Source organism: Bradyrhizobium sp. BR13661, assembly GCF_029892425.1.
In the GTDB taxonomy this organism is placed as follows: Bacteria; Pseudomonadota; Alphaproteobacteria; order Rhizobiales; family Xanthobacteraceae; genus Bradyrhizobium.
The window spans coordinates 69,607-92,560 of sequence record NZ_JARXWB010000030.1 but is presented as its reverse complement, the minus strand read 5'-3'; the positions used below and the strand labels follow the sequence as shown (position 1 = coordinate 92,560).

The window sequence follows — 22,954 nt, the reverse complement described above, 5'->3', positions numbered from 1 at the left end:
TATGAGTTCCGGCATGACGATGATCCCAAAGCCGCCACACCGCGCGCTCGAGCAGGAGCAATTTCTCAAGATCCTCTCGCGCGAGGAGGCCTTGGCTCGCTTCGAGACGGCGCTGTTCCCGCGTGCAATCCCAAGCGAGCGGCGCAAGCTTGTCGATGCGCTTGGCGCAGCACTCGCTGAAGACATTACCGCGCCGATCGACGTGCCGCCGTTCGACCGTTCCAATGTCGACGGCTTTGCGGTGCGCTCGTCGGACATTTCAGCCGCCGGAGAAGGCGCGCCCGTGAATCTCGTGCTGAACGGCGAGACCATTCGCTGCGGCATCGCTCCGACGCTGCAGGTCGCAACGGGAACCGCAACACCAATTGCGACTGGAGGACCTTTGCCGCGGGGCGCCGACGCCGTCGTTATGGTCGAGCATACCCAGCCGAGCGGCTCCGATGCGATCGAGGTTCGCCGCGCGGTGTCTCCCGGGCAATTCGTGTCCTACGCCGGCTCAGATATTGCGCGCGGCGAAGCGTTGCTGCGCGCGGGCACGATCATCGGCTCGCGCGAGATCGGTATGCTGGCAGCTTGTGGCGTCGCCGAAGTGAAAGTTGCCCGCAAGCCGCGCGTTGCGGTGATTTCGACCGGCGATGAACTCGTACAGCCCGGCGGCGCGCTTGCGCCCGCCGCGATTTACGATACGAACGGTGCGATCGTCGCAGCCGCGATCGACGAGAACGGCGGCGAGGCGGTTTTCCTCGGCGCCATTCCCGATGATGAAGCCAAGCTCGAGGCCGCCATGCGCGGCGCTCTCAAAGATGCCGACATGCTGGTGCTGTCAGGCGGCACGTCGAAAGGCGCTGGCGACCTGTCTCATCGCATCATCGGCCGGCTTGGCCAGCCCGGTATCATCGCGCATGGCGTTGCGCTCAAGCCGGGCAAGCCGCTGTGTCTCGCGGTTTGCGACGGCAAGCCGGTGGTGATCCTGCCGGGCTTTCCGACCTCGGCGATGTTCACCTTCCACGACATGATCGTGCCGGCGCTGCGCCAAATGGCCGGACTGCCACCGCGCTCCGATGCCAAGGTGAGCGCGACCGTGCCGGTGCGCATCGCCTCCGAGCTCGGCCGCGCCGAATTCGTCATGGTCTCGCTGGTCGAGGGCAGGGACGGCCTGATCGCCTACCCCTCCGGTAAGGGCTCGGGCGCAATCACGTCGTTCGCGCAGGCCGACGGTTTTCTGCGGATCGACGCGCTTGCCGACCAGATGCCGGCGGGGACCGAGGCCGAGGTGACGCTGTTCACGCCGCATGTCCGCGTGCCCGATCTCGTCATCGTCGGCAGCCATTGCACCGGCCTCGACCTCGTTACCGCCCGCTTAGCCCATGCGGGCCTGACTGTGCGCTCGATCGCGGTCGGCAGCCTCGGCGGACTTGCTGCCGCAAAGCGCGGTGAATGCGATCTCGCGCCGATCCATTTGTTCGACGACAAGAGCGAAACCTACAACACGCCTTATCTTGCCGAGGGGCTCGAGCTCGTGCCGGGCTGGCGGCGGATGCAGGGAATTGTCTTCCGCAAGGGCGACAAGCGTTTCGAAGGGCGCGGGGCGAAGGAAGCGATCGCATTCGCGCTCGCCGATCGCGACTGCATCATGGTCAACCGCAACCAGGGTGCGGGCACGCGCATTCTGATCGACCGATTGCTCGCCGGCGCCCGTCCGGACGGCTATTGGAATCAGCCACGCTCGCATAATGCGGTCGCAACCGCCGTCGCGCAAAATCGCGCCGATTGGGGCATGACCATTGCGCCGGTCGCCCATGCGGTCGGCCTCGGTTTCATTCCGCTCGCGGAAGAGCACTATGACTTTGCGCTCGTAACAGCGCGCAAGCCGCGGTCGGCCGTGCAGGCGTTCCTCGCCGCACTCGGCACAGACGAGGCGCGGGCTGCACTGGAACGAGCGGGATTTCGGCCCTCGTAGACGACCGCCAAGCCGCGCGCGACATAGGTTGTTGGGGTCTACGGCTACGACGTCTGGTTAGTGCCGCTGGCGGCTTGAGCGGCGCGCTCTCGTTCTTCGGCTTCCGCGAGCCGCTCGGCTTCGGCAATGTCTTCGACTGTGTTGGCATTGAAGAACGGATCGAGCGGCTCGGCCGGCCATCTCACCGTCGCCAGCGAATAGCGCGCGGTCCAGCGATCGATCTTGCGGAGATCTTCGTCGACCAGCGCGTGACGCAGCTCGTCGCGCAAGGCGACGCGCCACAGGCCGATCACTGGATGCGACTGGTTGCCGGATGCGGCGACCGCAAGCTGCGCGTTCTCGCGCTGGCGCGCCTCATGTAGCCGCGCGACGAGATCGCGCGGCAGGAATGGGCAGTCGCCGGCGGCGCTGAGCACCCATTCGATCTCCGGCCGGTTCGCCGCGGTCCAGTCGAGCGCCGCGAGGATGCCCGCGAGCGGACCTGGAAAGCCGGGCACGTCGTCGGCGATGACCTGCAGGCCGAACGACGCGAAACGCGCGGGATCGCCGTTGGCATTGAGGATCAACCCGTCGCACTGGGGCGACAGGCGTGCGATCACGCGCTCCAAAATGGTGCGGCCACCGATGGTTCGCATCGGCTTGTCGCCTCCGCCCATACGGCGCGCGAGGCCGCCGGCGAGCAGCACGCCTTGCGTTATCGGAATTCTAGTCGTCACCACCTTCGCCCTTGCGCTTGTGCTTCGCGGATTCCTCTTCGACGTAGTCGAGGTTCTGGTCGTAGACGATCCGTTCTTCGCCGGCGAGCGCGATGAAGCGCTTGCCGCGCGCGCGGCCGACCAGCGTGAGGCCGACTTGCCGCGCGAGATCGACACCCCATGCCGTGAAGCCCGAGCGTGACACCAGGATAGGAATCCCCATCCGCACTGTCTTGATCACCATCTCCGAAGTCAGGCGCCCGGTGGTGTAGAGGATCTTGTCGGAGGCATCGACGCCATGGCGGTACATCCAGCCTGCGATCTTGTCGACGGCGTTATGGCGGCCGACGTCCTCGGTGTAGCAGAGCGGCTCGCCCTCCTTGCACAGCACGCAGCCATGGATCGCACCGGCCTCGAGATAGAGCGAGGGCATGGTGTTGATGGTCTGCGTCATCTGGTAGAGCCAGGAGGTGCGCAGCTCGGCCTTCGGCAGCGCGACGCTCTCGACCGCCTCGAGCAGGTCGCCGAAAGCGGTGCCCTGTGCGCAGCCCGAGGTCTGGGTTCGTTTCTTCAGCTTGGCTTCGAAATTGGTGTGGTGCTCGGTGCGCACCACCACGACCTGGAGGTCGTCGTCGTATTCGACCTCGGTGACCGCGTCATTGTATTTCAGCATGTTCTGGTTCAGCAGATAGCCGAGTGCCAGATATTCCGGATAGTCGCCGATCGTCATCATCGTGACGATCTCCTGGGAATTCAGGTAGAGCGTCAGTGGCCGCTCCATCGGCACCTTGATCTCGACCTTGGCGCCGGTCTGGTCGGTCCCGGTCACGCTCTGGGTCAGGCGCGGGTCGTCCGTGTCAGGGACGATTAGCGGCACCGGGGCTTTATCGATCTTCATCATGGCGGCGAGGTTAGCATGACATTCGGGTCAAGCCGATATAAGCATGCCTAGGAATGGGCAAAATGCCTCCGCGCTCGTCATTGCTTCGCTTCGCTCGCAATGACGGGGAGAGGCCGGAGGTTCCATCGGCCTGCGAGCCGTTGGCGGAGATTGAGCTGTTATGAAAGTCATCGGCCTTGCGGGCTGGAGCGGTGCGGGCAAGACCACGCTGTTGACGCGGCTGATCCCGCATTTCAACGCGATGGGTCTACGAGTTTCGGTGATCAAGCATGCGCATCACCAGTTCGACGTGGACGTGCCCGGCAAGGATTCCTGGCGCCACCGCGAGGCCGGCGCCGCCGAGGTGCTGGTGGCGTCGTCGAATCGCTGGGCCTTGATGCACGAATTGCGCGGCGCGGCGGAGCCGCGGCTGCCGGAACTCCTGAGCAAGCTGTCCCCGGTCGATCTCGTCGTGGTCGAGGGTTTCAAGCGCGAGCCGCATCGCAAGATTGAGGTCCATCGGACCGCCAATGGCAAGCCGCTGCTGTTTCCTGATGATCCCGGCATTGCCGGGATTGCGACCGACGCTGCGGTTGAAACCCGGCTGCCGACTGTCCATCTCGATGATATCGAGGCTGCGGCTTCACTGCTGCTGCGTGCGGCGATGCCGTTCGAGGAAGTGGTTGCAAGAAGCGTGGCGATGCGCTGACGAGGCATCATGGCGCAACTGTCTGACGATTGCTTTGCTTTCGGTGGACCGATGATGTCGGTCGACGAGGCCGTTGGCTTGATCTCGGCCCGCGTCAATGCGATTGCCGATCTCGAGACGGTGGCGTTGGTTGATGCCGACGGACGTGTTCTGGCGCGCGATATCGCCGCTACCTTGCCGTTGCCGCCCTTCACCAACTCCGCTGTTGATGGCTACGCCGTCGGGAACGCCGACCTTCCGCACAACGCAGAGCAGGCTTTTCCGCTTGATGGGCGCATCCAGGCCGGCGGCCTTGCGCAAGCGCCGATCAAGCCCGGCCATACCGCGCGCATCTTCACGGGCGCGCCGATGCCGCCGGGCGCCGAGACCGTCTTCATGCAGGAAGACGTCCGCATCGACGTATCAGGCAAGGTCGTGCTTCCACCCGGGCTGAAGCCTGGCGCCAATGTCCGCCCGGCAGGAGAGGACATCCCTGTCGGGCACGTCGCGCTGCGTGCCGGCCAGCGGCTGCGGCCGCAACATGTCGCGCTTGCCGCGGCGTTTGGCCTGACGCAACTCGATGTCGTCAGGCGCATCCGCGTCGCGGTGTTCTCGACCGGCGACGAACTGGCCTCGCCCGGCGAGCCGCGTGCGGCGTCGCAGTTGTTCGATTCCAACCGCTTCATGCTGATGGCGATGTTGCGCCGGCTCGGCTGCGCGGTCTCCGATCTCGGCATTCTGCGCGACGATCGCACCTCGCTCGCAAACGCATTGAAGCTGGTTGCCGGCCGGCATGATCTGATCCTCACCACCGGTGGGGTCTCGACCGGCGAGGAGGACCACGTCAAGGCGGCGGTCGAGAGCGTCGGCTCGCTGGTGCTGTGGCGGATGGCGATCAAACCCGGCCGGCCCGTGGCGATGGGCATCATCGGCGGCACGCCGTTGATCGGACTGCCGGGCAATCCCGTCGCGACCTTCGTGACCTTCGTCCATGTCGTGCGGCCGACCGTTCTGGCGCTCGCCGGCAGTCTGCCCGAACCGCTGACGCCGATCCCGCTGCGTGCCGCCTTCACCTATAAGAAGAAGACCGGTCGACGCGAATACGTTCGTGCGTCCTTGCGCCGCGCACAGGATGGCGCGCTGGAGGTGATCAAGTTCCCGCGCGAGGGGGCAGGCCTGCTGTCGTCACTGATCGAGACCAACGGCCTGATCGAACTGGGCGAAGACATCACGCGCGTCGAACCGGGCGACAGCGTAGGTTTCCTGTCCTACGCAGACCTGCTCTGAGGTCCTCGCGTTGACGCCATCGATCCCGCCCGCCATGTTGCGCTCATGACTAGAACGACACTCGATCTCACGGGGCTCAAATGCCCTTTGCCAGCCCTTAAAACGCGCAAGGCGCTGAAACCATTGCAGCCGGGTGACCAGCTCGAAGTCCACTGCACCGATCCGTTGTCGGTGATTGACATTCCGAACCTGATCCGCGAGACGGGCGACACGGTGGAGATCACCGAGCGCAACGACGCGCGCATCGTGTTCTTGATAGAAAAGACGAATGGTACGATAGGAAGCGCTAATGGTGCGCTGCGTTCTTAGGCGCGTGACCGCGCCGATACCGACCTTTTATCTATCGACATCGATCACGGCTTCTGCCCCAATTGACTTTGTCCGCGCGGGCGCGGAGGTTGAGTCTCGTCTGCGATGCGCGGATCAGCGGGCCACGCACGAAGCCTGCAAATCGCATCGGGCGTAGTGCCCCAGTCGAGGGGTTAACTTTTCAGACGCGCGTGACGGTCCTGGCGCGTGTCGGGTGATTGTGCGGAGCAGCAGGGACAACAGCTGCGCTGCAATGGGCTGAGAAACAGGATCGTAGCGGCAGGCTCGCTCAGAAGGGCGACTGCAGGGGAGGAGTGCATGACGACAATTGAGAGCGCTGGAAGGATTTCGGGCGCTGGTGCAGGAATTTTCGATCGCGAGCATACGGTGGCGAAGGCCGGCTTCAATCGCTGGCTGGTGCCGCCAGCCGCGCTCTGCATCCATCTCTGCATTGGCATGGCCTACGGCTTCTCGGTGTTCTGGCTGCCGCTATCGCGCGCGATCGGCATCACGCAGAGCAAGGCGTGCCCGGACATGTCGCTGTGGCAGGAACTGTTCACCACGACCTGCGACTGGAAGGTCGCGAGCCTGGGGTGGATGTACACGTTGTTCTTCGTGCTGCTGGGTGTCTCCGCCGCAATCTGGGGCGGCTGGCTCGAGCGCGCCGGACCGCGCAAGGCAGGGGCAGTGGCCGCCTGCTGCTGGGGTGGCGGTCTTCTGATCGGCGCGTTCGGCGTCTACATCCACCAGCTCTGGATCATGTGGCTGGGGTGCGGCGTGATCGGCGGTGTCGGTCTCGGCCTCGGCTATATCTCGCCGGTGTCGACACTGGTGAAGTGGTTCCCCGACCGTCGCGGCATGGCGACCGGCATGGCCATCATGGGGTTTGGCGGCGGTGCCATGATCGGCGCACCGCTCGCCAACCTCCTGATCAACTATTTCAAGACGCCGACCTCGGTCGGCGTCTGGGAGACGTTCGTCGCGATGGGCGTCATCTACTTCGTCTTCATGATGATCGGCGCCTTCGCCTATCGCGTGATACCGGTCGGCTGGCAGCCTGAGGGCTGGACGCCGCCGAGCGAAAAGAAGTCGATGATCACCGAGCATCACGTGCATCTCGACAACGCGCACAAGACGCCGCAGTTCTGGTTGATCTGGTGGGTGCTGTGCCTGAACGTATCGGCGGGCATTGGCGTGATCGGCATGGCCTCGCCGATGTTACAGGAGATCTTCGCCGGCAAGTTGATCGGTCTGCCCGATCTGACCTTCGGCCAGCTCTCGACCGAACAGAAGACCGTCATCGCCGGCATCGCGGCGGGATTTGCTGGTCTCTTGTCGCTGTTCAACATCGCAGGCAGGTTCTTCTGGGCCTCGCTGTCTGACTACATGGGCCGCAAGAATACCTACTACACGTTCTTCCTGCTTGGCATCGCGCTCTACGCGCTGGCGCCGACCTTTGCGGCGATGGGCTCGAAGCTGCTGTTCGTGGTCGGCTTCGGCATCATCCTGTCGATGTATGGCGGTGGCTTTGCGACCGTGCCTGCCTATCTCGCCGACATGTTCGGCACGCAGTTCGTCGGGGCCATCCACGGCCGGCTGCTGACGGCGTGGTCTACGGCGGGCATCATCGGTCCGGTGGTGGTGAACTACATTCGCGAGTTCCAGCTCGCCGCCGGCGTACCGCGTGATCAGTTGTACAACACGACCATGTATATCCTCTGCGCCATGCTGATCGCCGGCTTGATCTGTAACTATCTGATCAAGCCCGTCGATCCGAAATGGAATATGAGCGAGGAGGAAGTCGCCAGATTGCAGGCGGCCAGTGCGAAGAGCGAAGCGGGAATTCAGCATGGCTCGTTCGGTATCGGCAGGGGCGGTCTGGATGCCAAGGCGGCGCTGTTCTGGGCTTTCGTCGGTGTTCCCTTGGCTTGGGGCGTCTGGAAGACGCTCGAGAGCGCAATCAAGATCTTCTGATTGCACGCCCACATCGTCGCGGGAAGCTGCATGTCGGCCTCCCGCGATGCTCACCTGACCAAATTGAGAATGGGACCTAGGGGGATTCCTATGCTTCGCACCCGGATCTGCATTGCCGCCATGCTGCTGGCAGCAAGCCTTCATACCGCGTCTGCGCAGACTGCAACGGCACCTGCGACACCGGCGCCTGCCGCGACGACGACCGACGCCAAGCCGCCGGGCAAGATCAAGCTCACCATGCAGAAGCTGAAAGAAATGAAGGCCACCTGGGCGGCCAACAAGCCGAAGCTGAAGGCGTGTCGCGCCGAGGTGAAGGCCAAAGGGCTGATTGGAGACGACCGCTGGTTCTACATCCAGGATTGCATGAGCAAGACCTGAAGGAGGTTCTACGAGCAGTCTGCGTGAGGGGGTGTGGCAGGGCGGCTGCCCGCCCCCTAAAGCACTATGGAGACGTTCTAGATTCTCTCTTGCCTCTGGCATACCAGAGATTAGAGTCGGTTCGATCATCGCGCTTTTGAGGAGAACGCGGCGTTTCCATGAGCAGCAACGACGACGTTCACAAGGTCAGAGAGTTCGAGCATCCGGGCGAGGGGCGCCGGCGCGCCAAGGCCACGCCCAAGGGTCGTCAGGTCGATCCGACCGCCTCGCACGAGATCGAGCAACTGCTTGGCGACAGGCCGCGGCGGCGCGATCTGCTGATCGAATATCTGCATCTCATTCAGGACAAATATCACCAGATCTCGGCCGCGCATCTCGCCGCGCTTGCCGACGAGATGAAGCTCGCCTTCGCCGAAGTGTTCGAGACCGCGACCTTTTACGCGCATTTCGATGTGGTGAAGGAAGGCGAGCCCGACATCGCGCCGCTGACGATCCGCGTCTGCGACTCGCTGACCTGCGCGATGCTCGGCGGCGAAAAGCTGCTCGAGGATCTGCAGAGCGCCTCAGGTCCCGGCATCCGCGTGGTGCGCGCGCCTTGCGTCGGACGTTGCGACACGGCGCCTGCAGCGGAAGTCGGCCACAACTTCGTCGATCACGCGACCGTCGCCAATGTCATGGCGGCCGCCAAGGCCGGCGACACGCACGCGCATCTGCCCAAGTACATTGACTATGACGCCTATGTCGCTGGCGGTGGCTACAAGCTGCTGGGTCGCGTGCGCTCCGGAGAGATGTCGACGGACGATTTGTTAAAGGGGCTCGACGACGCCTCGCTGCGCGGCCTCGGCGGCGCCGGCTTCCCGACGGGCCGCAAATGGCGCGCGGTGCTCGGTGAGCCCGGTCCGCGGCTGATGGCGATCAACGGCGATGAGGGCGAGCCCGGTACGTTCAAGGACCGCTATTATCTCGAAAGCGATCCGCATCGCTTCATCGAGGGCATGCTGATCGGCGCGCATGTGGTGCAGGCCTCCGACGTCTACATTTACCTGCGTGACGAATATCCGGCCTCGCGCGAGATCCTGGAGCGCGAGATCGCCAAGCTCCCGGCGGGCGGCCCCACGCTCCACATGCGCCGCGGCGCCGGCGCCTATATCTGCGGCGAGGAATCCTCGCTGCTCGAAAGCATCGAGGGCAAGCGCGGCCTGCCGCGGCACAAGCCGCCTTATCCGTTCCAGGTCGGCCTGTTCGGCCTGCCGACGCTGATCAACAACATCGAGACGCTGTGGTGGGTGCGCGACATCGTCGAGAAGGGTGCTGATTGGTGGAAGGGCAATGGCCGGCATGAACGCCATGGCCTGCGCAGCTTTTCGGTGTCGGGTCGCGTCAAGAGCCCCGGCATGAAGCTCGCGCCGGCGGGCATCACCGTGCGCGAACTGATCGAGGAATATTGCGGCGGCATGGCCGACGGCCATCAATTCTACGCTTACTTGCCGGGGGGCGCCTCCGGCGGCATTCTGCCTGCAACGATGGACGACATCCCGCTCGATTTCGGCACGCTGGAGAAATACGGCTGCTTCATCGGTTCGGCGGCGATCGTGATCCTGTCGCAGAAGGACAGCGTGCGCGCGGCCGCGTTGAACCTGATGAAGTTCTTCGAGGACGAGAGTTGTGGCCAATGCACGCCGTGCCGCGTCGGAACCCAGAAGGCGGCGCAGCTGATGCAGAAGCCGGTCTGGAACCGCGCTCTTCTGGAAGAATTGAGCCAGGCGATGCGCGATGCCTCGATCTGCGGGCTCGGACAGGCGGCATCGAATCCGCTGTCCTCCGTGATCAAATATTTCCCTGACGAGTTCAAGGAAGCGGCCGAATGACGAAGATTACGTTCGAGCTCGACGGCAAGCAGGTCGAGGCCAAGCCCGGCGAGACGATCTGGCAGGTCGCCAAGCGCCAGGGCCGCGAGATCCCGCATCTGTGCCATTCGCCCGCGCCCGATTATCGCCCGGACGGCAATTGCCGCGCCTGCATGGTCGAGATCGAGGGCGAGCGCGTTCTCGCGGCGTCCTGCAAGCGCACGCCATCGGTCGGCATGAAGGTGAAGACCGAGAGCGCGCGTGCGGTGTCGGCGCAGAAGATGGTGATGGAGCTGCTGGTCGCCGACCAGCCGGCGCGCGAGACCAGCCACGATCCGGATTCGAAGTTCTGGCACTGGGCCGAGACCACGGGCGTGACCGAGAGCCGTTTTCCTGCCGCCGAGCGCTGGGAGACCGACGCCAGCCATCCGGCGATGCGTGTCAATCTCGATGCCTGCATCCAATGCGGCCTCTGCGTGCGCGCCTGCCGCGAGGTGCAGGTCAACGACGTCATCGGCATGGCGTATCGGAGTCACGGCTCGAAAATCGTGTTCGACTTCGACGATCCCATGGGTGAGTCCACCTGCGTCGCCTGCGGCGAATGCGTGCAGGCTTGCCCGACCGGCGCGCTGATGCCGGCCGTGATGCTCGACGACAAGCAGACCCGCGTGACCTACGCCGACAAGAAGGTGGATTCACTCTGCCCGTTCTGCGGCGTCGGCTGCCAGGTGACCTATGAGGTCAAGGACGACAAGGTGATCTATGCCGAGGGCCGCGATGGTCCGGCCAATCACAACCGTCTTTGCGTCAAGGGCCGCTTCGGCTTCGACTATATCCACCATCCGCATCGCCTGACAAAGCCGCTGGTGCGGCTGCCGAATGCGAAGAAGGATTCCAACGACCAGGTCGATCCCGCAAATCCCTTCACGCATTTCCGCGAGGCCAGCTGGGACGAAGCGCTGGACATCGCTGCCAAAGGCCTCGTCAAGATCCGTGACGAGAAGGGCGTGAAGGCGCTGGCCGGGTTCGGTTCGGCCAAGGGCTCGAACGAGGAAGCCTATCTCTTTCAGAAGCTGGTGCGTACCGGCTTCGGCTCCAACAATGTCGACCACTGCACCCGTCTGTGTCACGCCTCGTCGGTCGCGGCGCTGTTCGAGGGTCTGAGCTCGGGCGCGGTGTCGGCGCCGTTCTCGGCGGCGATGGACGCGGAAGTGATCTGGGTGATCGGCGCCAACCCGACGGTGAACCATCCGGTCGCCGCGACCTTCATCAAGAACGCGGTGAAGCAGAACGGCGCAAAACTGTTCGTGATGGATCCGCGCCGCCAGTCGCTGTCGCGTCACGCGACCAAGCATCTGCAGTTCAAGCCCGGCGCCGACGTCGCCATGCTGAATGCAATGATCAACACGATCATCACCGAAGGCCTGACCGACGATCAGTACATCGCCGGCTACACCGAGGGGTTCGAGGACCTCAAGGAGAAGATCAAGGAGTTCACGCCGGAGAAGATGGAGCCGATCTGCGGCATCCCGGCGCAGACGCTGCGCGAGGTGGCGCGCACCTATGCGCGCGCAAAATCGTCGATCATCTTCTGGGGCATGGGCATCAGCCAGCACGTTCACGGCACCGACAATGCGCGCTGCCTGATCGCGCTGGCGCTGATCACCGGCCAGGTCGGCCGCCCCGGCACTGGCCTGCATCCGCTGCGCGGGCAGAACAACGTGCAAGGAGCGTCCGACGCCGGCCTGATCCCGATGTTCCTGCCGGACTACCAGCCGGTCGGCCGCGACGATCTGCGCGGCAGCTTCGAGAAGCTCTGGCAGCAGGATCTCGATCCCGTCCGCGGCCTGACCGTGGTCGAGATCATGAACGCGATCCATGCCGGCGAGATCAAGGGCATGTATATCGAGGGCGAAAATCCCGCGATGTCCGACCCTGATTTGCAGCACGCGCGCCAGGCGCTCGCGATGCTCGATCATCTCGTGGTGCAGGATCTCTTCGTCACAGAGACCGCGTTCCACGCCGACGTGATCCTGCCGGCGTCGGCGTTTGCCGAGAAGGACGGCTCCTTCACCAACACGGACCGTCGCGTGCAGCTCGCGCGCCAGGTGATCAAGCCGCCCGGCGATGCGCGGCAGGATCTCTGGATCATCCAGGAGATCGGCAAGCGCATGGGGCTGCCCTGGAACTATTCCGGCCCCGGCGAGGTCTACACCGAGATGGCGGAGCTGATGCCCTCGCTCAGGAACATCAGCTGGGAGCGGCTGCTGCGCGAAGGCGCCGTCACCTATCCGGCCGACGCGCCCGACAAGCCCGGCAACGAGATCATCTTTACCACGGGCTTCCCGACCGCGAGCGGCCGCGGCAAGATCGTGCCGGCCAAGGTGATTCCGCCGGACGAGCTGCCCGACGACGAATATCCGATGGTGCTCTCGACCGGCCGCGTGCTGGAGCATTGGCACACCGGCTCGATGACCCGCCGTGCGCAGGTGCTCGACCAGATCGAGCCCGAGGCGGTCGCGTTCATGTCGCCCAAGGACATGCGCAAGAAGAAGCTGGTGCCCGGCGATTTCATCCGCCTGGAAACCCGCCGCGGCGCCGTCGAGGTCAAGGTTCGCTCCGACCGCGACGTGCCTGAAAACATGGTGTTCATGCCGTTCTGCTACGCGGAAGCGGCGGCCAACCTCTTGACCAACCCCGCGCTCGACCCGTTCGGCAAGATCCCGGAGTTCAAGTTCTGTGCCGCGCGCGCCGAACGCGCGGAGATGCAGGACGCGGCGGAGTAGCCATCGGCGAAAACAACCCCATGCACAGTAGAAAGGTGGTTGAAATGCCAAAGGAATTTCGGTCTTACCGAAAATGACTTGCAGCGTCGGGCAAAACACCTGTATAAGGGCATAATCACCAGCAGCACCCGGCGTCGCCAATCCACCGCTGTCATCCCGGCGAACGCCGGGACCCATACCGCGTGATCCATCGTGTGTGGACAGTAGCAGTACCGGGCCACGAATCTTCGCCAAACTTCTCCCTGGGGTTATGGGTCCCGGCGTTCGCCGGGACGACACTGAAGGTGTGATGGGCATGTCGCCTCCACAACCGTCGCTTCGCCCCTCGCAGTCACGGTGCTAGAAGCGACCCATGTCCAAAGTCACCCCAGCCACTCGCGCGCTTGAAGCCGCCCGTGTCGCCTTCACTGTCCATTCTTACGATTACGATCCTGACGCCGAAAGCATCGGCCTGCAGGCGGCCGCCGCGCTCGGCGAAGACCCGGCGCGCGTGCTGAAGACGCTGATGGCGCTGGTCGACGGCAAGCCGACATGCGTCATCGTCCCGTCCGACCAGGAAGTCTCGATGAAGAAGCTCGCCGCTTCCGTGAACGGCAAGTCGGCGCAGATGATGAAGCCGCCGGAGGCCGAGCGCGTCACCGGCTACAAGGTCGGCGGCATCAGCCCGTTCGGGCAGCGCAAGCAGGTCATCACCGTGATCGAGCAGAGCGCGCTTGCGCATGACCTTGTCTATCTCAATGGCGGTCAGCGCGGCCTGCAGGTGCGGATGAAGCCAGCCGATGTGCGGGATGTCGTGAAGGCGGTCGTGGCGGACGTGCTTGCCTGAGGTGAGTGCGGTCCCCAAGGCTGGTCTACGCGCGGTCGCTGGCTATCGGCCCTCGCGGCAGCTATTACTTCCTCAAACACAAGAACGACGCGTGACCTCGGGGAGGCTCCTGCATGACTGACGCAATCGGGTTCATCGGTCTCGGTGTCATGGGCGAGCCTATCTGCCGGAATTTGCTGCGCAAGAGCGGGCGCAAGGTGCTGGCCTTCGACCTTGCTGCGGAGCCGCTGGCGCGGATTGTGGCCGGTGGAGCGGTTGCTGCAAAATCCGTCGCCGATGTCGTCGGCGGCAGCGACGTCGCCCTTTCTCTGCCTGCCGAGCGCAAAGCACGTGCTGTCGGCATTCGAAGACGGCATCTTGCCGGCGGTCAGGCGCGGCCAGACCATCATCGATCTCGGCACGTCCGAGGTTGGGATGACGCGTGAATTCGCCCGCCAACTCGCCGAGAAGGGCGCCCTCTGGATCGACGCGCCGATCGCCCGCACCCGCCAGGCGGCACAGGACGGCACGCTCAGCGTGATGGTTGGCGCGGCGCCCGAACAGTTTGCGAAGGTCGAGCCGCTTATCCGACATTTCGCCACGGACGTCACCCTCTGTGGCGGCACCGGCGCTGGGCAGATCACGAAGATCCTCAACAACATGGTGCTGTTCGAAACCGTGAACGCGTTGGCCGAAGCCGTAGCGGTCGCTAAACGCAGCGGCGTCGAGCCAAAATTGTTGCTGGAGACCTTGTCGAAGGGCTCGGCCGACAGCTTCGCGCTACGCAACCACGGCATGAAAGCGATCGTCCCGAACGAGTTTCCACTGCGTGCGTTCTCGACCGAATACGCGATGAAGGATCTGGGCTACGCGCTTGAGCTCGGCAAGCAGACTGGCGTCAATATGCGTGGCGCTGCGCTCATTCGCTCGATCTTCGAGGAAGCGATCGAAGGCGGGATGGGCGATGCCTATTTCCCCGTGATCGCAAGGCTGCTCGATTCCGGGAAATGATCGCTGCTACTGGTTTTGCAACAGCCCAACCGATCCTACGAGCTGGGAAGTACTCAGTTAGGCAGACTGGTCCGGTCAGCCGCGATGAGCGGACCTCCGTCAGACGCGGCGTAGCTTCGTCGATGGGCCCAGAAGCGGGCACGAGCCGTCTCCACAAAAGAACGGGCTACTCAGTGGAAATCAGGGGCGACGCGGTTGTCACCCCTGTTTCACAGATCCGGATCAGGGTGCCAGATGGACCTTGATCTCCGCCGAAATCTGACGGATCGCGGACTGAGGTTCGGGGGCGGTCTGGACGCCGTTCAAGAGGACGAAATCGTGGATCATCCCATTGTAGCGGGTGGCGATGACAGAAACTCCGGCTTCCTTGAGCTTGCGGGCGTAAGCCTCGCCTTCATCGCGCAGCGGATCGTTCTCCGCCGTGATCACCAGGGCCGGCGGAAGCCCGCGTAGTTCCTGCAAGCTGGCGCGCAGCGGCGAGACGTAGGGATTGTCTCGGGTCTTGGCGTCCGGCGCGTACAAATCCCAGCCATATTTCATGAAGGCGCGGGCAAGAAATCGCCCCGTGCCAAACTCATGATAGGACTGGGTGTCCACGCTGGCGTCGGTCGCCGGGATCAGCAGCACCTGGTAACTGATCGTCGGTCCGCCACGGTCCTTGGCCATCAGCGTCAAGGCCGCGCTCATGTTGCCGCCGACTGAATTGCCGGCCACCGCGATCCGGCTGCCGTCCGCGCCAAACTCTTCGGCGTGGGTCGCCACCCATTTCAGCGTGGCATAGGATTGATCGAGCTGGGTGGGGAAGCGCGCCTCGGGCAAGGAGGTGTACTCGACGAACACGCCGATCTGCCCCGAGCCGACCACAAGGTCGCGCAGCAGGCGCTGATGGTTCTGAAAGTTTCCGACGATCCAGACGCCGCCGTGAATGAACAACAGCACGCCGGGCTTGCCGACGACCTGCTCGGGTTTCATGATATAAATCTTCACGGTCTGACCATCCTGGGTGATCGTCTGTTCGGTCGTTTTCACGCCCGAGATGTCAACCGGGGTCTTATTCTGCAGGCCCGTGAGCATATCCTGCGGCTTCGGTTGAGGCAGTTCCCAGAACGGGCTTGAGTCCTTGTTGATTTCGCCGAGAAAGATGCGAACCTGCGGATCGATACGAGGATCGGTTGCAGGATCCGGTGTAGCGGCCTGTGAAGCTTGCGTCATAACCATGGCTCCAAGAATGACGGTTGAAAGAAGAGGGGTGCGTCGCATGGATAAACCTCCGTAGCTTGTCGATGATGGAGCGCATCCAGAGCATCGGCCGGCGTTTAAGCTTGTTTGGCGGGTGAACTCCCTGAGCGAATGCTGAGAAGTTCTGAGGACGGCTCGATCTGCGAGGGTGCTGGAGTGACTGAGCGAAATCCGCGGCCGGTTGAGCCGTCGAAGGGCTGGGAGATCGATCTCAATCGGCGCGAGCTGCGGTCCCGCGGCGCCTCCGTGCCGATCGGGAGCCGCGCATTCGAGATCCTCGAGGTTCTGGTCCGGTCCAGCGGCGACCTGATCGGCAAGTACCAGCTAATGGAGCAAGTATGGCCGGGGGCGGTGGTCCAGGAAAACACACTTCAATTCCATATATCTGCCATTCGCAAAGCGCTCGGCACTGATCGTGGCCTGCTGAAGACGGTATCCGGCCGTGGCTATCGCTTGCTTGGGCGCTGGCACGTCCACGAAGTAACCGGGCAAAGGCCTGGTCTCGCGGAAAGCGGGCCAAAGCAGCCATTTCGAACCAATGTGCCGATCGCGGGGTCGACCCTGATCGGCCGGAATGCGTCACGGCAGCAGCTTCTGGATGTCCTGTCGGCCTATCGTGTTGTTACGCTGACCGGACCGGGCGGAATCGGAAAGAGCGTGCTGGCCCTTGAGGTCGCTCGCAGCATCTTTCCGACGCTTGAGGGAGACTGCTGGCTCGTTGAGCTGGCCTCCCTATCGGACCCTGCTCTGGTCCCGGCAGCTGTTTCTGTCGCACTCGGACTGCGGATCGCGGGCAGCGTGATTTCGGCCGAATCCGTCGCCCGGGCTCTCGACAGGGAGAAGCTGCTGCTGGTGCTCGACAATTGTGAACACTTGGTCGATGCCGCAGCCAGGCTTGCGGAAACGATTGTTCGTCTGTGCCCGAATGCGTCAATACTTGCGACCAGCAGGGAAATCCTCAGGATCGAGGGCGAATACGCCTATCGCGTTGCGCCGCTCGACGTGCCGCCTTCGCGCCACGATGACGAGGATATTGTTCGTGAGTACAGCGCGGTTCAGCTTTTCAATGCCAGACTGGTCGCCCTCGACGCCGGCAACTCGGCGTCCCCGGAAAATCTGCCGCTCATTGCCGCGATCTGCCGGCACCTCGACGGCATTCCGCTGGCCATCGAGTTTGCGGCGGCGCGCGTCGCGATGCTGGGACTGCGGCAGACGGCCGACCTTCTCGGTGATCGCTTCAGCCTCCTGACAGCCGGCCGTCGAACGGCCCTACCCAGGCATCAAACCCTGCGCGCGGCGCTGGACTGGAGCTACGAGCTGTTGCCGGAGTCAGAACGGGTCCTGCTGCGTCGATTGGCCATCTGCGCGGGCGAGTTCACGCTCGAGGCGGCGGCGGCGGTGATGGGCGATGCCGGCATGACGACCGCCACGGTTGCCGAGGGAATCGCGAGCCTCGCCGCCAAATCGCTGGTTTCCCTGGATGCATTAGCACCCTTTGGTCGCTGGCGATTGCTCGATACGATCAGGGCCTATGCGCTGGACAAGCTGGCCGAGAGCGGTGAAGCAGAAGAGATGGCTCACCGGCACGCGGTGTTCTTTCGCGATCTGTTTGCACGCGCCGCCGAGGGCCCTTTCGTTGACTTTCTGCCGCGTTACGTGCGGGATCTCGACAATATGCGCGCAGCGCTCGGATGGGCCTTCTCACGCGGTACCGAGAAAGTCGACATCGCCATCGGACTTGCCGTCGCCGCCGGGCCGGTTCTGCTGGCGACGTTCATGCTGCCTGAATGTCATCGTTGGTCGGAGCAGGCGCTGCTGGTCCTCAACAACAACAGGCGCGGAACGGCCGATGAAATGCGCCTGCAGGCCAGCTTGGGCTATTCACTGATGTATACGCGGGGGGGCGATGCAGCGCAGGCGGCCCTGGATAGGGCGCTTGCCCTTGCAGAGCATTGCGGCGAGGTCCTCTATCAAATTTGGTTACTCGGCGCGCTGAACATCCTTTACTTTCGAAACGGGAATTGCCGGATGGCGCTGCAATGCGCACGGCGCAACTCAGCCGTCGCCAAGGTCATTGGTGATCCCGCCGCATTTGCGTCAGCGCACTTCATGCTGGCGACCGCACTCTATCTGGTCGGTGACCTCGACGGCTCCCGCATGGAGTTTGAGGCCACGTTACAGAATCGATCGCATGCACGGCATAGCGGCAGGGCCTATTTTGCTTTTGACATCGTGCCGCCGGCTCGCATGGGTTTGGCGCATACGCTGTACCAGCAGGGCTATCCGCAACAGGCCGCCGAATTGGCGCGTCTGGTGCTTGAGGATGCTCGGCACATCGAGCATCCGGCAACACTGAGCATTCTCTTGATACGCGCCTTCCTGCTGTTTCTCCGGATCGGTGACCTGACAACCGTCGAGAAAATCATCGATCGGTACATCTCCAATGCCCAGTCGCATTCCATGGCGCCACATACGATAGTCGGACGCGGGCTCGAAGCCGTCCTGGCGATCCGCCGCGGCGAGCCGCAAAACGGAGTCGATGTATTGCAGAGCTGCATGCGGGAGCTTCCCGCGGCAGGCTACGGGCTGATGACTGCACCATTCAATGTCTCGCTCGCGGAAGGGTTCGTCGCGACCGGCCGATTTACCGAAGGCTTGGGGCTGATCGACGATGGCATACGTCAGGTCGATGAAAATGGCGATTTAATCTACATGCCCGAATTGCTGCGCGTGAAGGGTGCCTTTCTTCTCTCAATGCCTCAGCCTCGCGTCGAGGAGGCAGAAATACTCTTTATCCAGTCAATCGAGCTCAGCCGTCAGCAGGGTGCACGTACCAGCGAGCTGCGCGCTGCAACGGATCTGGCGAAGCTGATGACCGACCATGGACGGCGCGAAAACGCCCGTTCCGTGCTTGAGCCGGTATTCACATGGTTCGTCGAAGGCCGGGAAACGGACGATCTGAAAGCCGCGGAACGCCTGCTGACAACGTTACGCTACCGGGGCGAACCACGCTCAGCATAAAGAGACCGATGATGGGGACCACTACGAAGCAAGCCAGAGCCGTAAAAGTTGCAACGAGCAACGATAGAGTTGTGTATTTCAAGAATCTCCATCCGAACCCGAGAAATGTGCGAACGGAGCGCCGCTCCGCCTCATTCTACGGCAAGTCGTGTACTGCTTGGAATGTTTTTTGAGCTGGCACACGAGGACGCATGCTTCCGTCTGATGCCCGCCTTGGGTCAAATGCTGACGGTCCGCGGGCGGCGTGCCCATGAGACGTCATTCGGCCAGAGTTGGGAAGCGCATCGCGGCGAAAAGGCATGTCGCGCCTCCTAGCGAAGCAAGTACAAACGATGCTGCAGCGACTGCTGTCGCCAGTCCCGACGCCCGGGCGACCACACCCAGTGCGAGGACGCAAAAACCCATGCAGAGATAGCCGACGAGATAGAAGGTCGAAAGAACGCCGCCGCGGCTGTCTGCCGGTGCGACGGCGTTGAGCAACGTCAACGCGCCAAGAAACAAAAGCGCATAGCTGATTCCCGCCAAAGAGGTCGAAGCGAGCAAAGCGCTTAGCGAATGACCGTTGGTCGCCAACCACAGGAGGAGGACGGCGAACATGGTCGTGACCGAACCCAGGAAGAAGGCAGTTCGCGGCGCCAGCTTCCTTGCAGCGCCGGTGACCACAGCCGATACGATGGCGAAACTTGCGAGCACAGCGCCATTTGTCAACTCGTTGGCGGAGCCGACGAGATCGTGCGCCACTTGACCTCCGAGCGAGAGGAGGACGGCGCCGCTGGTGAACGCCGTCGCGGCGCCGATCCCTGCCAAGCAGAATTCTTTCCGAATGCTTGCCGGCACGCGCGGCATTCGGGGAGACCATGCCTTTAGGCTCGCGACCTGACGGGGAAGGAGCCAGACTGCCACGATCAGCATGCCGATGACCACCGCGAGAACGACGACGTCGAGCCGCAGCGGATAAGGCGCGTACTGAATGAGGGCTCCACCGAGAATGAGCGCAGTGGCGAAGCCTATCGCCTGCGCCAGGTTGGTCGCGGAAGCGGCACGTTCAGGATCGCCGCTCGGACTGAACTCGAGGATGGCGGCCGTCGATGCGCCGCTCGCAAGGCCAACCCCGATCCCCATCACCGCGCGGGCCGCAAGAAGCCATTCGACATCGAGAGCCCACGCCAGCGTCAAGGCGCCGATCAGGGAAAAGACGAGTGCGGCAAGCATGGTCCGGCGTCTCCCGACGTGATCCGACAGGCCGCCCAGGCAAACCAGCGTAGCGACGACGAATATCGGATAGATCGCGAACACGCTCGTCGTCTGCAGGGGCGACAGCTGCCATTCCTCGGCATAGAGCCGATAGCTGAGAGCCGGTGCAGCGCTCGTCCAAAGCGTATGCATCGAGACGGCGAGCGAGACCCAAAAACTGGCTCGGCGGCTCAGGACCATTTTCGGCGGGAAACGTCGGCCGCCCGAGGAGCGGAGGCCGACGTGACGTTCTCCCATCAGCGCAGACCGCCGCCGGCCGAAATTTTATCACCGGTGACCCAGCGTGCATCGTCCGAGGCCACGAAGGCGACGACGTCGGCGATGTCCTGCGGCTGTCCGAGGCGGCCGAGCGGCGTCTGGGCGACGATGCCGGCTTCGAACTCGGAGGCAAGCATGCCGGCGCTCTGCGTACCTTCGGTCTCGGTGAGGCTGGGGCTCACGGTGTTGACCCGGATTTTCCTCGGTCCAAGTTCGTTGGCCAATACGCCGGTGATGGCGTCCACCGCGCCTTTGCTGGCGGTATAGACTGCCGTCTGGGGCGGGGTGATTGCGGTGACCCCCGAGCCGATGTTGATGACGCTCCCGCCTTCGCGCAGGTGGGGAGCCGCGGCCTGCGTCACCAGCAGCAAACCAAGCACGTTGACGTCGAACATCTTGTGGAACTGCAGCTCGGTGACCGACTCCAGAGGGCCAAATTCGTAGACGCCCGAGTTGTTGACCAGGATGTCGAGGCGGCCGTATGCGGCAATGGCAGCGTCGACCAGGGCCTTTGCTTCCGCCGCCTTGGATACGTCGCCTTGGACGGCGATTGCCTTGCCGTCCGAGGCGGTGATCGATTTGACGACGGCTTCCGCGCCGGCCTTGCTCGACGCGTAGTTGACGACGACCGCTGCGCCGCGCGCGGCGAGGGTCTTGGCGACGGCCGCACCGATGCCTTTCGACGCTCCGGTGACGATGGCGACTTTGCCATTGAGTTTGGACATGACGACTACTCCTTGAAGATGCCGCTCAGGCGGCTTGTTCCTCGATCGCATCGACGCGGTCGGGGTAGAAAGCGAGATGGCTGTTGATGTCGACGACCGCCTCATAGGGCGCTTCATAGGTCCAGATCGCATCGGTCGAATGTTCGATGGTGATCGGGTGATCGGGGCCGGGAATCCTGATCGTTCGTTCGGTCATGATGTTTGCTTTCGATCGCTGTTGTCGTTCAAAGCTTCGATCCGCCATCCACCCGCAGCGTGTCTCCTGACACCCAGCGCGCGGCGTCGGAGGCAAGGAAGGCGATGGCGCCGGCGATGTCGTCGGGCTGCGCCACCCGCTTCAGCGCCTGCAGAGACAGGGTGAAATCGCGGCCAGCCTCTGTCCTGGCGAAACTGGACATGTCGGTCTCGACCACGCCGGGCGCGACCGCGTTGACCCGCACGCCCTTCGCTCCAAGGACCAGGGCGAAGTGCTTGACCAGGGTGTCGATGGCTCCCTTGGTGGCCGCGTAGGCGGCGAGCTCTCCCACGGCCGCGTGCGCCGCGAGCGAAGAGGTGAAGATGACGCTGGATCCCTCCTTCAGGATCGGCAGCAACTGCTGAACCAGAAAGAACGGAGCCCGCACGTTGACGGCGAAAAGCTCGTCGAAATCCCCGATCGTGGTCTCTTCGATCGTCGCGGCTTTGGCCACCCCGGCGTTGGCGACCAGGATATCGAGCCGTTCGCCGACGATCTCGCGGACCTTGGCGGCGAGCTTATGCGCGCCTTGAGCATCCGAGAGATCGAAGCCGATCGCCTCGGCCTTGCCTCCGTCGCCCCTGATTTCGTCGACCACCGAGCGCGCGTCCGCGGCGCCGCGTCCGTAGTGAACGAGGACCTGGGCTCCCGCCTTGGCGAGTGCCAGGGCGGCGGCGCGTCCGATGCCGCGCGAGGCGCCGGTGACGAGCGCGGTCTTTCCACAGCACGATTTCATGATGATCTTCCTTCTAGGAAATCAGCGGCGCCGGTCGGGTATGCCGGAAGCGCAACCGACCGGCTCGACCACTCGGGGTTCGCTACGCATCCAGGAACATGGCGGTGTGGGCCACGAAGATCTCCGGGTACTGGTTCTGAGGCCCGTGACTCGAATCCGGATAGACGATGAGTTGCGCGTTCGGCAGGCGCTGCTGCAACGTGAAGCCGTTGATCGTTGGGATGATCAGGTCGTTGCTGCCGTCGACCACCAGAGCTGGATGATGGATATCGGCCAGGTAATCCCAGACGCCATCGGTCTTCTCGTTCGACTTGACGATCGCCGCGTACTGCGCCGTGGCGGACGTCTCGCTCACTTCCGGGCTGCGATCCTTGCGGCGGAACTTGCGCTCGAGGTACTTCCGTCCGGCCGCGCGACCGGCTGCGTTGGGCAGGAAATGCGCGGCGATCCAGAGATGTTCGGGCGGGTCGTAGGTGGCAGAGAAGATCTCTGCGGATTTGCTGGCGGCGGTGTCGGCACCACGCGGCCCGGTGCCCACGAGCACCAGCTTGCGCACCAGGTCGGGCGCCTGCACGGCGATCTCCTGGGCAACCTTGCCGCCGACCGAATAGCCGAGGACGTCGGTCTTGCCGATCCCGAGCGCCCTGATGAAGGCGATGGCGTCTGTTGCCATGCCCGGGATGGTCGCCGGGGTCTCGCCCGAACTGGCGCCGATGCCCGCATTGTCGAACAGGATGACCTCACGTTGCGCCGCCAACCCGTCGGTCACGGCCGGATCCCAATGGTCCATGGTGCCGCGGAAATGGATGTTCATGACGATCGGAACGCCGCCTGTCTTGCCGAAGCGACGATAGGCGAAGCGGATT

18 protein-coding genes and 1 pseudogene are annotated in these 22,954 nt (G+C 63.5%); 11 read left to right on the top strand and 8 right to left on the bottom strand.

All coding sequences use genetic code 11. From position 1 onward, the window contains the following. Position 1: 1 nt before the first annotated feature. Positions 2 to 1,960, top strand: coding sequence for a molybdopterin biosynthesis protein (locus M2427_RS33965; protein WP_280711173.1), 1,959 nt, complete (start codon positions 2 to 4; stop codon positions 1,958 to 1,960). 44 nt (positions 1,961 to 2,004) lie between these two features. Here the strand turns inward: M2427_RS33965 and mobA are convergent, their stop codons facing one another. Beyond that, on the bottom strand, positions 2,005 to 2,679 hold the full coding sequence (mobA, locus tag M2427_RS33960) for a molybdenum cofactor guanylyltransferase MobA (protein ID WP_280711172.1): 675 nt from the start codon (positions 2,677 to 2,679) through the stop codon (positions 2,005 to 2,007). Then, positions 2,666 to 3,556, bottom strand: a complete 891-nt coding sequence (gene fdhD / locus M2427_RS33955; protein WP_280711171.1) for a formate dehydrogenase accessory sulfurtransferase FdhD — start codon at positions 3,554 to 3,556, stop codon at positions 2,666 to 2,668. The genes mobA and fdhD overlap by 14 nt, the downstream gene beginning before the upstream one ends. 160 nt (positions 3,557 to 3,716) lie before the next feature. On the opposite strand from fdhD, the gene mobB reads away from it, so the two are divergent. The 9 genes and pseudogenes from mobB (at position 3,717) to M2427_RS33910 (ending at position 14,620) form a co-directional block, all read left to right on the top strand. Then, on the top strand, positions 3,717 to 4,244 hold the full coding sequence (mobB, locus tag M2427_RS33950; protein ID WP_280711170.1) for a molybdopterin-guanine dinucleotide biosynthesis protein B: 528 nt from the start codon (positions 3,717 to 3,719) through the stop codon (positions 4,242 to 4,244). 9 nt (positions 4,245 to 4,253) lie between these two features. Beyond that, positions 4,254 to 5,510, top strand: a complete 1,257-nt coding sequence (gene glp / locus M2427_RS33945; RefSeq protein WP_280711169.1) for a gephyrin-like molybdotransferase Glp — start codon at positions 4,254 to 4,256, stop codon at positions 5,508 to 5,510. A gap of 45 nt (positions 5,511 to 5,555) precedes the next feature. Then, positions 5,556 to 5,819, top strand: coding sequence for a sulfurtransferase TusA family protein (locus M2427_RS33940; protein WP_280711168.1), 264 nt, complete (start codon positions 5,556 to 5,558; stop codon positions 5,817 to 5,819). A 318-nt stretch (positions 5,820 to 6,137) separates the two neighbouring features. Further along, positions 6,138 to 7,793, top strand: a complete 1,656-nt coding sequence (locus M2427_RS33935; RefSeq protein ID WP_280711167.1) for an OFA family MFS transporter — start codon at positions 6,138 to 6,140, stop codon at positions 7,791 to 7,793. A 90-nt stretch (positions 7,794 to 7,883) separates the two neighbouring features. Next, on the top strand, positions 7,884 to 8,171 hold the full coding sequence (locus tag M2427_RS33930; protein WP_280711166.1) for a hypothetical protein: 288 nt from the start codon (positions 7,884 to 7,886) through the stop codon (positions 8,169 to 8,171). A gap of 158 nt (positions 8,172 to 8,329) precedes the next feature. Then, on the top strand, positions 8,330 to 10,039 hold the full coding sequence (locus M2427_RS33925; protein ID WP_280711165.1) for an NADH-ubiquinone oxidoreductase-F iron-sulfur binding region domain-containing protein: 1,710 nt from the start codon (positions 8,330 to 8,332) through the stop codon (positions 10,037 to 10,039). Continuing rightward, positions 10,036 to 12,804 carry a formate dehydrogenase subunit alpha gene (gene fdhF / locus M2427_RS33920; protein ID WP_280711164.1) on the top strand — a complete coding sequence of 923 codons (2,769 nt, stop codon included), beginning with the start codon at positions 10,036 to 10,038 and terminating at the stop codon, positions 12,802 to 12,804. Before M2427_RS33925 ends, fdhF begins: the two co-directional genes overlap by 4 nt. Before the next feature lie 352 nt (positions 12,805 to 13,156). After that, complete coding sequence (ybaK, locus tag M2427_RS33915; protein WP_280711163.1) at positions 13,157 to 13,630, top strand: Cys-tRNA(Pro) deacylase; 474 nt, start codon at positions 13,157 to 13,159, stop codon at positions 13,628 to 13,630. 113 nt (positions 13,631 to 13,743) lie between these two features. Beyond that, positions 13,744 to 14,620, top strand: a pseudogene (locus M2427_RS33910) (NAD(P)-dependent oxidoreductase). A 222-nt stretch (positions 14,621 to 14,842) separates the two neighbouring features. Here M2427_RS33910 and M2427_RS33905 read toward each other — a convergent pair. Further along, the gene (locus M2427_RS33905; protein WP_280711162.1) at positions 14,843 to 15,832 is read right to left on the bottom strand and encodes an alpha/beta hydrolase; all 990 of its coding nucleotides are present in this window, start codon (positions 15,830 to 15,832) and stop codon (positions 14,843 to 14,845) included. A gap of 183 nt (positions 15,833 to 16,015) precedes the next feature. Here M2427_RS33905 and M2427_RS33900 point away from each other — a divergent pair, with 183 nt between their 5' ends. Then, a complete protein-coding gene (locus M2427_RS33900) occupies positions 16,016 to 18,880 on the top strand; it encodes a winged helix-turn-helix domain-containing protein (RefSeq protein WP_280711161.1) in 2,865 nt (954 codons plus the stop codon). Between the two features lie 258 nt (positions 18,881 to 19,138). On the opposite strand, the gene M2427_RS33895 is transcribed toward M2427_RS33900, so the two are convergent. The 5 genes from M2427_RS33895 to M2427_RS33875 form a co-directional block, all read right to left on the bottom strand. Next, positions 19,139 to 20,371 (bottom strand): MFS transporter, encoded by a 1,233-nt coding sequence (locus M2427_RS33895; protein ID WP_280711160.1) that lies wholly within the window; start codon positions 20,369 to 20,371, stop codon positions 19,139 to 19,141. Further along, positions 20,371 to 21,117, bottom strand: a complete 747-nt coding sequence (locus M2427_RS33890; RefSeq protein WP_280711159.1) for a glucose 1-dehydrogenase — start codon at positions 21,115 to 21,117, stop codon at positions 20,371 to 20,373. The genes M2427_RS33895 and M2427_RS33890 overlap by 1 nt, the downstream gene beginning before the upstream one ends. A gap of 25 nt (positions 21,118 to 21,142) precedes the next feature. Further along, on the bottom strand, positions 21,143 to 21,313 hold the full coding sequence (locus M2427_RS33885; protein ID WP_280711158.1) for a DUF427 domain-containing protein: 171 nt from the start codon (positions 21,311 to 21,313) through the stop codon (positions 21,143 to 21,145). Positions 21,314 to 21,341: 28 nt separating this feature from the next. Then, positions 21,342 to 22,088 carry an SDR family oxidoreductase gene (locus M2427_RS33880; protein ID WP_280711157.1) on the bottom strand — a complete coding sequence of 249 codons (747 nt, stop codon included), beginning with the start codon at positions 22,086 to 22,088 and terminating at the stop codon, positions 21,342 to 21,344. Positions 22,089 to 22,170: 82 nt separating this feature from the next. Beyond that, positions 22,171 to 22,902 carry an alpha/beta hydrolase gene (locus M2427_RS33875; protein ID WP_280711156.1) on the bottom strand — a complete coding sequence of 244 codons (732 nt, stop codon included), beginning with the start codon at positions 22,900 to 22,902 and terminating at the stop codon, positions 22,171 to 22,173. Positions 22,903 to 22,954 lie beyond the last annotated feature (52 nt).